This is a genomic window from Clostridium intestinale (assembly GCF_035905475.1).
GTDB classification, from domain to species: Bacteria; Bacillota; Clostridia; order Clostridiales; family Clostridiaceae; genus Clostridium_T; species Clostridium_T intestinale.
Genome location: NZ_CP121166.1, coordinates 3,373,217 through 3,388,875, shown reverse-complemented (window position 1 = coordinate 3,388,875; position 15,659 = coordinate 3,373,217). Strand labels below are relative to the sequence as shown.

Annotated in this window: 15 protein-coding genes and 1 riboswitch; all 15 genes read left to right on the top strand. The window is 30.6% G+C overall.

Annotated elements, in window-relative coordinates; translation table 11 throughout:
• Positions 1-2,436: an ABC transporter permease gene (locus tag P8F83_RS17410; protein ID WP_326512050.1), complete on the top strand. Its 2,436-nt coding sequence runs from the start codon at positions 1-3 to the stop codon at positions 2,434-2,436.
• A gap of 102 nt (positions 2,437-2,538) precedes the next feature.
• On the top strand, positions 2,539-2,694 hold the full coding sequence (locus tag P8F83_RS17405) for a hypothetical protein (protein ID WP_326512049.1): 156 nt from the start codon (positions 2,539-2,541) through the stop codon (positions 2,692-2,694).
• Between the two features lie 149 nt (positions 2,695-2,843).
• Positions 2,844-3,491 carry an HAD family hydrolase gene (locus P8F83_RS17400; protein ID WP_326512048.1) on the top strand — a complete coding sequence of 216 codons (648 nt, stop codon included), beginning with the start codon at positions 2,844-2,846 and terminating at the stop codon, positions 3,489-3,491.
• Positions 3,492-3,610: 119 nt separating this feature from the next.
• A complete protein-coding gene (locus tag P8F83_RS17395; RefSeq protein ID WP_326512047.1) occupies positions 3,611-4,711 on the top strand; it encodes a GerMN domain-containing protein in 1,101 nt (366 codons plus the stop codon).
• A gap of 133 nt (positions 4,712-4,844) precedes the next feature.
• On the top strand, positions 4,845-5,594 hold the full coding sequence (locus P8F83_RS17390) for an alpha/beta hydrolase (protein ID WP_326512046.1): 750 nt from the start codon (positions 4,845-4,847) through the stop codon (positions 5,592-5,594).
• Positions 5,595-5,607: 13 nt separating this feature from the next.
• The gene (locus P8F83_RS17385) at positions 5,608-7,026 is read left to right on the top strand and encodes a hypothetical protein (protein WP_326512045.1); all 1,419 of its coding nucleotides are present in this window, start codon (positions 5,608-5,610) and stop codon (positions 7,024-7,026) included.
• Positions 7,027-7,039: 13 nt separating this feature from the next.
• A complete protein-coding gene (locus P8F83_RS17380; RefSeq protein ID WP_326512044.1) occupies positions 7,040-7,954 on the top strand; it encodes a Gfo/Idh/MocA family protein in 915 nt (304 codons plus the stop codon).
• A gap of 98 nt (positions 7,955-8,052) precedes the next feature.
• Positions 8,053-9,603: a nitrite/sulfite reductase gene (locus P8F83_RS17375; RefSeq protein WP_326512043.1), complete on the top strand. Its 1,551-nt coding sequence runs from the start codon at positions 8,053-8,055 to the stop codon at positions 9,601-9,603.
• A 48-nt stretch (positions 9,604-9,651) separates the two neighbouring features.
• Positions 9,652-9,836, top strand: a riboswitch (cobalamin riboswitch).
• Positions 9,837-9,953: 117 nt separating this feature from the next.
• Positions 9,954-10,784, top strand: coding sequence for a sirohydrochlorin cobaltochelatase (locus tag P8F83_RS17370; protein WP_326512042.1), 831 nt, complete (start codon positions 9,954-9,956; stop codon positions 10,782-10,784).
• A 15-nt stretch (positions 10,785-10,799) separates the two neighbouring features.
• On the top strand, positions 10,800-12,131 hold the full coding sequence (locus P8F83_RS17365) for a cobyrinic acid a,c-diamide synthase CobB (RefSeq protein WP_326512041.1): 1,332 nt from the start codon (positions 10,800-10,802) through the stop codon (positions 12,129-12,131).
• Positions 12,132-12,138: 7 nt separating this feature from the next.
• Positions 12,139-12,744 carry a precorrin-8X methylmutase gene (locus tag P8F83_RS17360; RefSeq protein WP_326514856.1) on the top strand — a complete coding sequence of 202 codons (606 nt, stop codon included), beginning with the start codon at positions 12,139-12,141 and terminating at the stop codon, positions 12,742-12,744.
• Positions 12,744-13,835 carry a cobalt-precorrin-5B (C(1))-methyltransferase CbiD gene (gene cbiD, locus P8F83_RS17355; RefSeq protein WP_326512040.1) on the top strand — a complete coding sequence of 364 codons (1,092 nt, stop codon included), beginning with the start codon at positions 12,744-12,746 and terminating at the stop codon, positions 13,833-13,835. Before P8F83_RS17360 ends, cbiD begins: the two co-directional genes overlap by 1 nt.
• Positions 13,832-14,434, top strand: a complete 603-nt coding sequence (gene cbiE / locus P8F83_RS17350; RefSeq protein WP_326512039.1) for a precorrin-6y C5,15-methyltransferase (decarboxylating) subunit CbiE — start codon at positions 13,832-13,834, stop codon at positions 14,432-14,434. The genes cbiD and cbiE overlap by 4 nt, the downstream gene beginning before the upstream one ends.
• Entirely contained in the window at positions 14,431-15,003 is a 573-nt protein-coding gene (gene cbiT / locus P8F83_RS17345) for a precorrin-6Y C5,15-methyltransferase (decarboxylating) subunit CbiT (RefSeq protein WP_326512038.1), read from the top strand. The genes cbiE and cbiT overlap by 4 nt, the downstream gene beginning before the upstream one ends.
• Positions 14,996-15,658 (top strand): cobalt-factor II C(20)-methyltransferase, encoded by a 663-nt coding sequence (locus P8F83_RS17340; RefSeq protein WP_326512037.1) that lies wholly within the window; start codon positions 14,996-14,998, stop codon positions 15,656-15,658. The genes cbiT and P8F83_RS17340 overlap by 8 nt, the downstream gene beginning before the upstream one ends.
• The last annotated feature ends 1 nt before the right edge of the window (position 15,659 follow it).

Sequence of the window (15,659 nt, the reverse complement as noted above, 5' to 3'; positions counted from 1 at the left end):
ATGAAAAGAGCATATAGAAAAAATATATTAAAGGATATAACTACGAGTAAATCAAGATTTTTATCTATATTCATTATTGTAGCTATAGGGGTGTCCTTTTTTGCAGGGGTTAGAGCAACTAGCCCTGACATGAAAATTACTGCAGATAAGTATTTAGATGATAGCAATGCATCAGATTTAGATATTTATTCGGCTACTGGTTTCAAGAAGTCTGACATAGAGAAGGTAGAAAATACAGATGGAGTTGAGAAGGTTTTTGCAGGTTATACTTTTGATGCTTTAGCTGTTAATGGGGAAAGTGAAATACCTATAAAAGTACATTCCTTAAAGATAGGAGAGGAAACTGTAAATAATCCTATATTAGTAGATGGAAAACTTCCAGAGAATAATGAGGAAGCAGTAACAGAGAAAAGATTTCTTGAAAAAGAAGGTTTAGAAATAGGAAGTTCAATAGAACTTAAAACAAAAAATGAAGTTAAGAAATTTAAAATAGTAGGGACTGTTAATTCATCTTTGTATATGAATAAGAGTCAAAGGGGAAATAATTCTTTAGGAAATGGAACTACTAAAGCTTTTTTTCAGATTGGTGAAGAGTCAGCCTATGAATTAGCTATTCCTAAGAGGCCTAACATTCATGGATTAGAAGTAGAAAAAATATATAATGAATTATCAGTAATAGTTAAAGATGCTAAAGATGAAAACTATTTTACAGATAAATATAATAATATAGTTAATCCGGTAAAAGAAAAAATTAAGGATATAAATAAGGATTGGCACGTACTTGGAAGAGATACCAATATAGGAATAAGAGGGTTTAGCGATGATTCAGAAAGAATAGGAGCAATAGGTAATGTATTCCCATTAATTTTCTTTTTAGTTGCAACCCTTGTCTGTTTAACTAGTATGACTAGAATGGTTGAGGAGCAAAGAACCCAAATAGGAACATTTAAGGCATTAGGTTATGGAAAGGGATCTATAATCTTTCATTACTTCATATATTCTTTTCTAGCAAGTATAGGAGGGAGTGTTTTAGGAGTATTAGTAGGATTTAGACTTTTTCCTAATGTAATTTTTAATGCTTATAGAATTATGTATGAGATTCCTGACATTATATCACCTTTTAATGTAGAGTTAGCTGTTACTTCTACAATAGTTGCAGTTTTATGTACTACACTTGCGGCTATTTTTGCCTGTGCCAAGGAGTTAATAGCAGTTCCAGCAGTACTTATGAGACCTAGAACTCCTAAGGCTGGGAAGAGAATACTATTAGAGCGAGTAGGTTTTATATGGGGAAGAATGTCTTTCACCAGTAAGGTTACAGCGAGAAATATACTTAGATATAAGAAAAGATTTTTTATGACAATAATAGGCATATCAGGATGTACTGCATTATTAGTAACAGGTTTTGGACTTAAAAATTCAATTATGTCAATAACAGACAAACAATTTAATGATATATATAAATATGACATGATTGTCCAGTTAAAATCGGAGATTGAGGAAAGTAAATTTCTTGATTTTAAAGAAGACTTAAAGGATTATAAAACCATAGATAATACTTTGATGATTTTCCAAAAGAATATTGAAACAACTAATGAGAAAGATAAGGAAGTAGACAGTTATTTATTTATACCAGAAAATAAGAGTGAAATTAAGAACTTCATTAAGTTAGCTCATAATAATGAAGACATTGAACTTCCCTCAGACGGAGTAGTAATTACTGAAAAGCTCTCTAAACTTTTAGAAGTGTCTAAAGGAGATAATATTGAGATAAATTTAAATAATAAAAAAGTTAAAGTAAAGATAAGTGGGATTACGGAGCACTATGTAATGAACTATATATACATGTCTCCAGAATATTATAAGGAGCTATTTGATGTCCCAGTTAAATATAATGGATTTGTAGGAACCACTACAGATAAGAGTAAAGATGGAGAAGATTTTTTATCTAAAGACCTTATGAAGAATACTGATATAGGTTCTGTTAATTTCATTACAAACACCAGTGAACATTTTAAGCAGACTATGGGAAGCATAGATTCAGTGGTGGTGGTTTTAATAGTATCCGCTGCTGCATTAGCATTTGTAGTTATGTATAATTTAACTAATATAAACATAAGCGAAAGAATAAGAGAATTAGCAACCATAAAGGTTTTAGGATTTTATGATAGTGAGGTAGCTACTTACGTTTATAGAGAAAATGTGGTTTTATCTGTAATAGGAACAATCTTAGGATTGTTTTTAGGAATAGGTCTACATAGGTATGTTGTAGTAACGGCAGAGATAGATATGGTAATGTTTGTCCGTACAATTAAAGCTATAGATTTTGTTTACTCAGCCATACTAACAATAGTATTTTCAGGACTAGTAAACATAGTAATGTACAGAAGACTAAAGAAGATAGACATGGTAGAATCCTTAAAGAGTGCAGAATAATCTTAAAATATTATTAAATCTCCCAAATAATAGTATTTAATACTGCATGAGATGGTATAATAAGTAAAAAGAAGTGTGATTTATGCAAAAGGGAGAGATTTTATGAAAAGAAGTGTGTGGTCTAAGTTATTAATGATTTTATCTGTTCCATTTATAATAGTTTTTGCATTATTTAGTGGAGTATCAGACTGGGGCTTACTAATTAATGATATATTTAAGAAGGATAAAGAGACAGATGTAAAAAAACTTACTAGATAAATTAAAGAGCTGTTTTTAACGGCTCTTTAATTTATCTTAAATAATTATGCAGGTTCTAACTATTTGATAATATATAAATTAATATGTGAGAAGTTCACTAAAGATATATTTTATAATATAATATATACAAAATTAGGAGGTGATTATTTTTGTTAAAGGTTGATAGCATTATTTTTGATTTAGATGGTACTTTATGGGATTCACTAGAAACTTGTTTAGTGGCTTGGGAAGAAGCTTTAAATGCTTTTGAGTATATTAAAGAGCCAATAACAGCTGAAGATTTAAGAGGAGTATTTGGGTTACAGCACGATTTAATAGGAGAAAAATTATTTCCTTATTTATCAAAAGAACAGAGAGAAGAAGTCATAGAGTTATGTTATAAAGAGGAAATAAAATTAATAGCAAAACAAGGTGGGGCTCTATATGAGGATTTAGAAGAAACTATAAATAAACTTAAAGATGAGTATAAGTTATTTATAGTTAGCAACTGCCAGGCTGGATATATAGAAGCCTTTCTTGAGTATCATAACTTAAAAGATTTATTTTTAGATTTTGAGTGTTCAGGAGCCACAGGTAAATCTAAAGCTGAAAATATAAAATTAGTAATACAAAGAAACTCCTTAAAAAATCCAGTTTACGTAGGTGATATCTTAGGTGATTATGAGGCTGCTAAAAAGAATAAAATACCCTTCATTTATGCAGAATACGGTTTTGGGAATATAGAAAAAGTTGAATACAGAATAGAAAATCTAAAAAAACTACAGAATTTAAAAGAAGTATTGATATGTCATAACTAGATGGTTATGGCCTGTTTTTGTGTAAATGATTACTGAGGAAATTTGACCAAAATCCCCCTATATATTAATATTATAGTATAGAGTAATTTACTATAAATTAAAGAAAAGAGGGATGAAAGATGAAAAAGATTATTTGTGCCATTATGTTATCTCTTTCTGTATTATTTATGTTTGGATGTAATAACATAAGTTCAGCTGATAAAGATAATAGTAGCAAAAATGACACTGTTAAACCTGATACTGAGAATCCCGATAATGAAGAAACAAAGGACAATGGGGGTACTGCTTATAGCATAAAGGATATATATCCTTTTAATGATAATGTAGTATATGAGTATGCAGGAAGCGGAAATGAATATGCTAAATATACAATATGGGTAGATTATATAGACAATAATAGAGCTCAAATCAGAAAAAATAATGGAGGGACAGAGCTTGTAACTGTATTAGAAAATAAAGATGGAGAGCTTAGATCAGTATTATCTCGAGAAGAAACTTATTTTAGAGAAAACTTTACAACAAAACAAGGCAAAGTAGAGGAGATTTTCTTAAAAGAACCTTTAGTTAAAGGGACCTCTTGGACAGCACCAGATGGAAGTAAGAGATATATATCTAATACAGAAGTTGAGATAACAACTAATGTAGGTAAATTTAAAGCATTGGAAGTAACAACTGAAGGTAAAAACTATAAGAAGTTAGATTATTATGCAGCTAAAAATGGATTAGTTAAAACTGTATATACTTCGCAAGGTTCGGAAGTAACTTCAACTTTAGATGAGATTAAAAAGGATACTCCATTAGTTCAAAATGTTAGAATATATTATCCTAGTGGAGATGAAATGAAGCTTTATTATGTGGAGAAACAATTAAGCTTTAAAACAAATGATATAACAAGATTAACTTTAGAAAAACTGTTTAAAGAAGTACCTAAAGATAACGTAGGCAGTTTACTAGGCCCAAATGTAAATATAAAGAGCTTATATTTAAATAATGGAGTTGTTTATGTTGATTTTTCAGAAAATCTTGTTAAAGAAATGAATGCAGGGTCAAGTTATGAACTAAATATACTTCAAGGGATAACCAATACTTTAGGAGCATATTATGGAGTAGATAAAGTTTATATAACTATAGAAGATAAACCTTACAGTTCAGGTCACATATTAATGAAAAATGGTGAAACTTTCAGTGTGAGCTTAGGTAATTCAGAGAAATTAAAATAATTAATATAGAGCCATCTCAAAAATAAATTGAGAGGGTTCTTTTATAAATTGGAATTAAATTGAAATTAATATATAATGTATATATCAAATTAACATAATAACAGCAATAATTTAGGATAAGGGGGACTAGGTAGTGAAATATATTACTTCAAATGATGGAGCTAAAATAGCATATAGTATTTATGGAAATGGACCAGCTCTTGTTTTAGCTCATGGAATGGGTGCTAAAAAAGAAATGTGGAAGGAATATGGATGGGTAGATGTCTTACAAGATAAGTTTACTACTATTTGCATAGACCTAAGAGGTAATGGAGAAAGTGATAAATCATATGAACCAGAGTTTTACTCCTTAAAAAACATTTTAAATGATATTAAATCTGTAGTTAGCCAGTGTGGATTTAGTGAATATAACTATTTTGGACATTCTTATGGAGCAACTATAGGACTACAACTTTGGAAATATGATAGTAATATAAGAAAGGTTATTTGTGGAGGGACTACATTTGGGGATGAGTTTTTTAAACAGGTAGTTCCTGAATGGATTATAGAATATAAAGAATTATCCCATAAAAAAGAGAATAATGAGGTAGAAGATTTATCAGAAGATGATAGGGAATGGATTAAAAAAACTGACATAAATTTAATACTTGCTCAACTTAAGGCTTGGAATAGTTGGACTAAGGTTGATCCAAATGAGGGAAAAACAGCTCTGGCTATTTACTCAGGAAGTAATGATAATCCAAGAGTTTTAGAAAATCTAGAGAAAAATGAAAAAGCTATTAAAGAGAATAATATTAAATTTAAAATTTTTGATGGATTAGACCATAAGGATTTAGTTAGAAACATAGAAAAAGTATCTCCTTGGACTCTGAATTTTTTATAGGAGAAGATTTAAGATGAAGATAAAATCTATGGTAAGTAAATTAAACTTTTTATTTGCGATTTTGGGTATAATAATACTCCTAATATCAGGACATGCATATTACGAATTAACTAAAGAAAAGTTAAGCATTAATACAACAGTAATTATATTATTTATAACTTTAGCTTCTGTTATAACAGCTGTTAGAGTAAATAGAAAAAACACAAAATACTTTTTGATAGGTTTGTCAGTAATTTCATTAATTATTTATGCACTTTGGAACTTCTATGCAAAGACTACTCCTATTAGTGATTATCAAATACTTTTGGAAGGTGCAAATAAGATTATTGATGGAACTTTTAAACAGGAAAGTTTCGATAAAACCAATTATTTTTATTTTTATAATTTTCAAATTGGATATACTTCCTATCTTGCATTAATAACCAAAATATTTGGAGGCAAACTTATATTTTTTAAAATATTAGAATGGATATATCTTATAGTAACTTCCATAATGATTTATAAGATTTGCGAAGATAGATATACAAAAGATATTGGAGCTATAGCGGCTACACTATATTCATTATATCTTCCTAATATAATGGGGTCTTCGGTTATAAACAACCAGCATATAAGTGGCGCATTAATGGTAACATCTTTATATTTTATTCTAAAAAATGATAAAAAGTCAGCAGCAATTGGAGGAGTATTTTTAGGATTAATGCAGATATTTAGGCCTATAGCTATAATTATTATCATTGGAGTGGCTATTACCTATGTATGCAAAGTATTTAGTAAAACTATGTATTTAGAAATACTAGGTATTTTGGTAATCTATATACTTTGTTTTACTATGGTGGTTAAATTAGTTGATTTTGCTTTTGTTAAGACAGAGATAGCACCAAAGGCTATAAGTCAAAGTAATGCAAAGTATTTTAAATTTGTATTAGGGCTTACAGATGAAGGTGTATATAAAATCCCTACAGAAAGTGCTAGGAAAACACAAGTTTACTTTGATTTAGAGAGATTAAATTTTGATTATGATGCTTATAATAAGGAATGTCTTAAGGTAATAAAAAATTCTATAACAAATTATAAAGAAACTTTTCCATTCATAAAAACTAAAATGTATGACTTCTTAGGAAAGAGGGACAATCAGTATTCTTTTTCTCTCTCTGAAGAAAAAATTACTGATAATACCTTTAGGCTTTCAGAAATAGGTAATCTACAATATTTATTTCTGATAATAGGTACACTTGGAGCTCTTTTAGGTAAATTTAAAAGAAATAATAAAGAAATAGATATTATATGTCTTTTATTTATTGGATTTACATCAGTGCATATTTTTATAGAAACTCAAACTAGATATAGATACGAGATGTATATATTATTGGTTATTTTAGCAGGTGAATTTATATCTAGGTTTATGAAGAAAACTAAATCTGTATTGTAAGGAGAGAAAGTTTATGAGGATTGGAATTGTTGGATTAGGAGATATAGCTAAAAAAGCGTATCTACCAGTGCTTAGTGAAAAAGAGGATATAGAACTAGTTCTTTGTACTAGAAATAAAGATACTTTAGAAAATCTTTCAACTAAATATAGAATAAATGAGTATGTACAGACAGTTGATGAACTTATAAATAAAAAAGTTCAAGCTGTTTTTGTTAGCACTGCTACGGAAGCTCATTTTGAAGTAGCTAAAAAGCTTATTGAAAATGGAATAAATGTTTATATAGATAAACCTATTTCTTTAAATTTTAAAGAAACAGAGGAGATAGCTAAGTTAGCCGAGAAAAATAGAGTTATAGCTATGGTAGGCTTTAATAGAAGATTTTCTCCTATGTTTAGTAAGTTAAAGGAACACGGCAAAGCAGATATAATAATAATTCAAAAAAATAGGTTTTGTCTTCCTGATAATACTAGAAGATTTATTGTGGAGGATTTTGTTCACGTTGTGGATACCTTAAGGTTTTTATTAGATAGAGAAGTTAAGGAACTAGAGGTTAGATATTTAAAGAAAGAAGGAATGCTTCACAATGTAGTAATTCAATTGATTGGAGATGGATGTACAGCTATCGGAATAATGAATAGAAACAATGGAATTACTGAAGAAATAGTAGAATACATGACTGCTGGGAATAAATATATAGTAGATAATTTTGTAGAGACTTGGCATTTACATGATAAGAATAAAAGCCTATCTAAATTTGGTGATTGGGAACCAACGTTATATAAAAGAGGATTTTATCAAATAGCAGCTCATTTTATAGATTGTGTGAAAAATAATAAGATCCCGAGTCCATCTATACAAGATTCGTTAATAACTCATGAGATATGTGAAAAGATTGTGATGAAAATAGAAGAGGACAATAAGCATTAGAAATTTTTATCCACATCATTAATAAATCCTATTTTACTTATAAAAGGGTAAAGAGTATACTTTGTTTGTATTGTAAACAGTATTAAGAGGTGGATTATATGGATAATTTAAATAGTGATTTATTAGAAGAGATTAAGGTTTTTAAAGAGTTAGGATATAAGTTTTTAAATGGAGAAATGAATAAAGCAGATTTTAAAAAGGCTTCAGGTGGTATGGGGGTTTACGCCCATAGAAGTGGAAAGGAATTTATGATTAGGCTTAGAATTATGTCGGGGATAGCCTCTAAAGAGCAGCTTAAGTTAGTTTATGATTTTGCAAACAAATATGATTTAGAAGGGATTCACCTTACAACTAGGCAAGCTATACAATTACATGGACTTGATATAGATGGTATATGTGAAGTAATGGTTGAGGCTTTAAAGAATGGAATTTATACAAGAGGAGCTGGGGGAAGTTTTCCAAGAAATGTAGCTATTTCTCCTTTATCTGGGGTAGATATAGACGAGGCTTTTGATGTAACGCCTTATGCTATGGCTGTTAATAAACATTTTATGAAGAAGATTACTAGCTATAAATTGCCTAGAAAGCTTAAGGTTGCTTTTTCAAGCAATGATAAAGATGCCTCACATGCAACTGTGACAGATCAAGGGTTTTTGGCAGTTAAAGTAGATGGTAAGGAATATTTTAAGGTGTATATAGGTGGAGGATTAGGAAGAAATCCAAAGCTTGGAGTAGAACTTGGAGAACTAATAGAACCAAAAGATATTTTATATCATGTTGAGGCTATAACTAATTTATTTATGGCTGAAGGAGATTATAAAAATCATGGAAAAGCCCGTGTCAGATATATTTTAGACAGAATGGGTAAAGATGATTTTATAAAATGTTATAAAAAACATTTAGAAGAAGTTAAGAAAGCTGAGAACTTGCCTTTAGACTTGGAGATAAAAGATTTAACAAAAGAAGGTAAGGAAATTACAATAAATAATAAGAGAATTATAGCTCAAAAACAAAAAGGCTTATATAGCGTATACTTCCATCCAGTAGGAGGACAACTAAAATTATCTGTGTTAAAAACTCTTATAGATGAAATAGAAAATATGGATGATGTTGAAATAAGACTTACTATGGAGGAAGGTTTATATATAAGAAACTTAAATGGGGAAGAAGCAGAAAAAATAGTTAGTCTTACAGAGGGGTTAGGTGGAGAAACAAGATTAGAACAATCTGTTGCTTGCATTGGTACACCTATCTGCCAAATGGGAGTTTTAAATGGACAAAAAACTTTAAATGAGATGATAGAGATGTTTAGGGCTGAGGGTGTAAAGGAAGATTTACTTCCAAGAGTACATATTTCAGGATGCCCTAATTCTTGTGGGGTTCATGAAGTTGGGAATATAGGTTTTTGCGGAAAGATGAAAAGAGTTGGAGATGGACCTAAAAATGTTTTTGAACTTCATATTAAAGGTGATCTAGGTGAAGGTAAAACTAGAATAGGTGACTATTATGGTGACATACTTCAAGATAAGGTACCGGAATTTTTATTAGAATTAGATAAGGCTGTTAAGCTTAATGGAGCAGAATTTGAAGCCTTTATTACAGAAAGTGAAGATGAATTTAAGCAAGTGTTAAATAAATTTTTAGTGTAGGAAAGTATTTGTATAAGTTTGCTTTTTGAGATATAATTTCATTAACAGAATAACAAGAGAAGTTATGGTATTTATTTCCTGGGAAATAAATTTAAAAGGGAAAGAGGTTAAAAGCCTCTACAGCCCCCGCTACTGTAAAGGGTGACGAATTCTAATGATCCACTGGTTTTACTGGGAAGGAAGAAGGAGGATGAACCCTAAGTCAGGAGACCTGCCTAATTTTTTATAGCTAATCCTTCGGAGGGAAGGAAAGTGATATAAGAATAGGTGGAATTATATTACCATTATATTTGTCTTGCACTTTTACCTCTATCCAAATGGATAGAGGTTTTTTTATAGGAGTTGAAGTAATGAAAAAAGCAATCTTAATTACAAGTTTTGGAACATCCCACTTAGATACCTTAGATAAAACCATAGTGGTTATTGAAAAAGAAGTAGAGGAAAAATATAGAAATGAATATGATATTTTTAGGGCGTTTACCTCACATATGATAATAAAAAGTTTAAAAGATAAATATGATATGAATGTAATGACACCAGAAGAAGCCTTAAAGAGTCTCAAGTTATGTGGATATGATGAAGTTGTTGTACAACCGCTTCATATAATTCCAGGAGAAGAATATGACTATATAAAGAGAGTTGTAAATAGCTATAAAGAGAGCTTTAAGAATTTGATTATAGGACGACCTTTGTTATACTTCCAATCAGAAGAAGTTAATTTAGATTACGATGATTTAATTGATGAGCTTAAAAAAGTTATGCCAAAGGGAGAGAATGTTCTATTAGTAGGACACGGAACCAATCATCCAGCAAGCTCCTGTTATGGTTGTCTTCAAAATAGGTTTAGAGAACTAGATTATGATAATGCATTTGTAGGAACTGTTGAAGGTTATCCATCTATAGAAGGGGTAATTAAGACTTTAAAAAAATATAATGTTAAAGAAATAAATTTAACACCATTCCTTTTGGTAGCAGGAGACCATGCTAAAAATGATATATTTTCTGAGGAAGAGGAATCTTGGTATCTAAGACTCAAAGAGGAAGGCATAGAGGTTAAAAAGATATTTAAAGGTTTAGGAGAATATAAAGAAATTAGAAATATATATTTAAGGCATCTAGAAGAAGCTATAAATGGTAAATATGAGGGAATGGGTGAAAGTAAAAAGGGAATTATGAATTAAAATAAGGAGGTCCTTATGAAATCAATAATAATTGCATCTAACTGTTCAGGTGGAGGAAAAACCACATTTACTTTAGGTCTTATGAGATTACTTAAAGATAAAGGATATGATATTGCACCTTACAAAATTGGACCAGACTATATAGACCCAGCTTTTCATGAAAAGGTAACAGGAAATCCTTCTAGAAATCTTGATTATTTTTTGCAAGGAGAATATGGGCTTAAAGCAGTTTATTCAAGAGGCAGAGGAGAAATCGGAATAATAGAAGGTGTAATGGGAATATATGATGGTATGGGATGCACCTCAGAAGCATCAACAGCACATGTATCTCAGCTTTTAGATATACCTGTGATTTTAGTGCTTACCCCTAGAGCTTCAAGTGTTACCTTTGTTTCTGAAGTTAGTGGAATATTAGAGTTTTCAGGAACAGACTTTGCAGGAATAATACTCAATAATATAACTGAAAGTCATTATTCATTATTAAAAACTATATTCGATAAAAAGATAGATGTACCGCTTTTAGGATATGTACCTAAAGATGAAAGAATATCATTAAAATCAAGGCATTTAGGATTAGTTCAAAGTTCAGAAGTAGATGATTTAGATGAAAAAATATCCACAATAGCAGAGCTTATAGAGGATAATGTTGATGTTGATAGATTACTTAACTGTTTAGTAGAAACAGAAAGATTTAATGATAATTTTCACCTAAGAAAAAGGGGACTAAAAATAGGAATAGCTAGGGATAAGGCTTTTTCATTTTATTATAAGGAGAATATAGAACTTTTAGAGGAAATAGGAGAGATTAAGTATTTTTCACCTTTAGAGGATGAAAAGTTGCCTGATAAACTTGACTTCATATATATAGGTGGAGGTTATCCAGAGGTTTTTAGAGAAGAGTTATCTAAAAATACAAGCTTCATACGAAGTCTTAAAGATAAGCTTGAAGACGGACTGCCTTGTTATGCAGAGTGTGGAGGCCTTATGTACCTTATGGAAGAAATAGAAGGGGAGAAAATGGTTGGAGTATTTAAAGGAGAATCAGTTATGACTGATAAACTAAATAACTTTGGATACACCTTTATAGATGTTAAAGAAAACTCCTTAATAAGAAGAGCATTAAAAGTAAGAGCACATGAGTTTCATAAATCAACTATAAATTCTGATGAAGAGAAGGTTTATACTTTAGAGAAAAGAGCTTATGATGGAAGCTTGAAAAGTTGGAAATGTGGATATATTAAGAAAAATACTTTAGGAGCATATGCTCATATTCATTTTTTCTCAAATATAGAGTTTCTTAAAGAAATAATTAACAGTTGTAAGGAGAAGAGTCGTGGAGTACATTAAGAATCCAATGGAAATAGAGCAAAGAAGTTTTGAAATAATAGGGAGTGAGATGGGAACTCATAACTTTACTGAGGAAGAACTTTCTATAGTAAAAAGAGTTATCCATACATCAGCAGATTTTGAATATAAAGATTTAGTTTATATAAGAGACGGTGCTATAGAGGAAGCTAAAAAACTTCTTAAAAGTGGAGTGAAAATATATACAGATACAAACATGATTGCAGCTGGTATAAATAAAAAAGCTCTAAAACAGTTAGGGTGTGAGGTCATAACTTATGTATCTCTTGAAGAAGTAGCTAAAAAAGCTAAGGAAGAAAAAATAACTCGTTCAATGGCAGCTGTAGCTAAAGCATCAGAAGAAGGAGTAGAGTTTTACGTATTTGGAAATGCACCTACAGCAATGTTTAATCTAAAGAGCTTATATGAAGAGGGAAAAGCTAATCCTAAGTTTATAATTGGAGCACCTGTAGGGTTTGTAGGGGCTAGGGAGTCTAAAGAAGAAATAGAAAAACTTGATATTCCTATGATAACTATAAGAGGGAGAAAAGGTGGAAGTAATATAGCTGCAGCTATAGTAAATGCTCTTATGTATATGCTGGTGGAGAGAGAATAATGTTAGACATGTATGTTAATGCTGGAGGGAAAAAGCTAAGATGTGGTTATACTACTGGTTCTTGTGCAACTGGAGCTGCGAAAGCCGCTACAGTAATGCTTTATAAAGACATTAATTTAGAGTTTATAGATATTGATACTCCAGCAGGAATACCACTTAAGCTTCCTATAAAAACTATAGAAAGAGGAGAAAACTTTGTTTCTTGTTGTGTAGTAAAAGATGGGGGAGATGACCCAGATGTAACCCACGGAATAGAAATATGGGCAACAGCTAAGAAATCGAAGGATAGATATTCTCTAAAAGGTGGAAAAGGTGTAGGAGTAGTTTGTGGAGAAGGCCTTTATGTAAAAAAGGGAGATGCTGCAATAAATCCAGTTCCAAGACTTATGATAGAAAAAGAAGTAACTAAAGTTCTTCCAGAAGATAAAGGAGTAGAGATAACTATTTTTGTTCCAGAAGGAGAAGAAGTAGCTAAAAGGACCTTTAATCCTAGACTTAATATATTAGGTGGAATAAGTATACTTGGAACTTCAGGAATAGTTTACCCAATGTCAGAAGAAGCTTTAAAGGAAACAATTGAAATAGAGATGAAGGCTAAAGCTGCCTACTATGATGAATTAATATTTATATTTGGCAATATGGGAGAAAAATTTGGAGAAACCCTAGGTTATGATAAAAATAAGATGGTTACTATATCTAACTATGTAGGATTTGCTTTAGAAGCAGCGAGATACTATTCTGTTAAGAAAGTTACTATAATAGGGCATATAGGGAAACTTGGAAAAGTAGCAGCTGGTGCTTTTAATACACATTCAAAAGTTTGTGATATGAGACTTGAAGTTATAGCATTAGAACTAGCTTTAATAGGAGCACCCATAGAATTAGTGACAGCTGTTTATGATGAAAAAACTACAGAAGGTGCTGTTAGAATAATTCCAGATGAATATAAGTCTATATATAAAACCATAGCTCTAAAAGCAAAAGCAAAAATGGAGCAGTATGTGATGAATGAGTTAAACACAGAGGTTGTTTTATATTGGGGAGGAAAAGAAGCTAAACTTCTATTTAATAGTGAGGAGGAAGGAACTTGATTACTTTAGTTGGACTTGGGCCAGGAAGTAAAGAATACATGTTACTTAAAGCTATTGAAACCTTAAATAATAGTTCTATAGTTATAGGGTTTTCTAGAGCTATAGAAAGTTTGGATTTTATATCTATACCTAAGGTAGCGGTGAATAATTTAAAAGGTATAATAGAGTTTATAGAAAATAATCCTTCTGAAAATATAAGTATAGTAGCTTCTGGAGATCCATGTTTTTATGGTGTACTTAATTATCTTAAAAGAAATATTAATGAAGAAATCACTGTAATTCCTGGAATAAGTTCTTTTCAGTATCTTATGAGTAAACTAGGGAAGCCTTGGCAAGAGGCAAAACTATCTTCTCTCCATGGACGGGAGGGAGATTTTATAAAGGAAGTTAGAGAAGTTAACTTATCTATATGGCTGACGGATAAGATAAATAATCCTACTAAGCTTGCAAAACAACTACATGATGAAAATATAGAATGTACCATTTATGTAGGAGAAAATCTTTCTTATGAGGATGAGAAGATAACTATAGGAAGTCCAAAAGAAATAGAGGCAAAAGAGTTTAGTGAATTAAACATAATGGTGGTGGAGAGAACGTGAAATTCATAAAAGATGAAGAGTTTATAAGAGGAAAGGTTCCTATGACTAAAGAAGAAGTAAGAATTCTTTCCATAGCTAAATTAGAATTAGAAAAAGATGATAAGGTGTTAGATGTTGGGGCAGGAACAGGCTCTATATCTATTCAAATGAGTAAATTCTGTAGAGAAGTAACTTCTATTGAAAGAGATGCGGAAGCGTACGAGTTAATTCTTCAAAATAAAGCTAAATTTAGTTGTAATAACTTAGATATAATTAAAGGAGAAGCTTTAGAAGAATTACAAAAGCTTTCTTCAGAAAGTTTTGCTGGAATATTTATAGGTGGAACAGGTGGCAATTTAGAGAAGATAATTGAAGAATCCCACAGAATATTAAGGCAAGGTGGAAGAATAGTTTTAAATTTTATTACTTTGGATAACTGCTATAAAGCTTGTGAAACTTTAAAAAGACTTAATTATGAAGTTGACATAACAGAGGTTCACGTAAGTAAAAATAGAAATAATAGTTACATGATGATGAGCAATAATGGAATATATATTGTGAATGGAAGAAAGGAAAAAATACATGAGTAAACTATATGGGATAGGGGTAGGCCCTGGAGATTCAGAACTATTAACTTTAAAAGCAGTAAGAGCTATAGGCGAATCTCAAGTAATAGTAGCACCATCTTCAGAAGAAGAGGGAGACAGCATAGCCTACGAAACTACAAAGGAATTTATAAAAGAAGGAACGGAAGTTATAATAGCTCATTTTCCAATGGGTAAAAAAAATACTGATGGAAAGGTACTAGAAGCTTATGAAATTATAAAAAATAGGCTTCAAGAAGGAAAAATAGTAAGTTTTTTAACTATTGGAGACCCTTTAGTATATTCCACTTATGTTCATTTGTTAAGATACATACAAGAAAGCGGATTTAAGGTTGAAACTATACCAGGAATAACCTCTTTCTGTGCATCTGCTGCACTAACTGGAACGCCAGTAGTTATGGGAAATGAACCTCTTTTAGTACTTCCAGCAAGAAGAATTAATGATATAAAAGATGAAAAGTATGTTGTAATAATGAAGGTTTATAAAAGAGAAAAAGAAGTATTAGATGTACTTGAAGAAAAGGGCTTTAACTATGTTATGGTTAGAAAAGCAGGGAGAGAAGGTCAAGTAATTACATCTAGTAGAGAAGAAATATTATCAGAATGTGAGTATATGTCTTTAATAATAGCTAATAGATAGG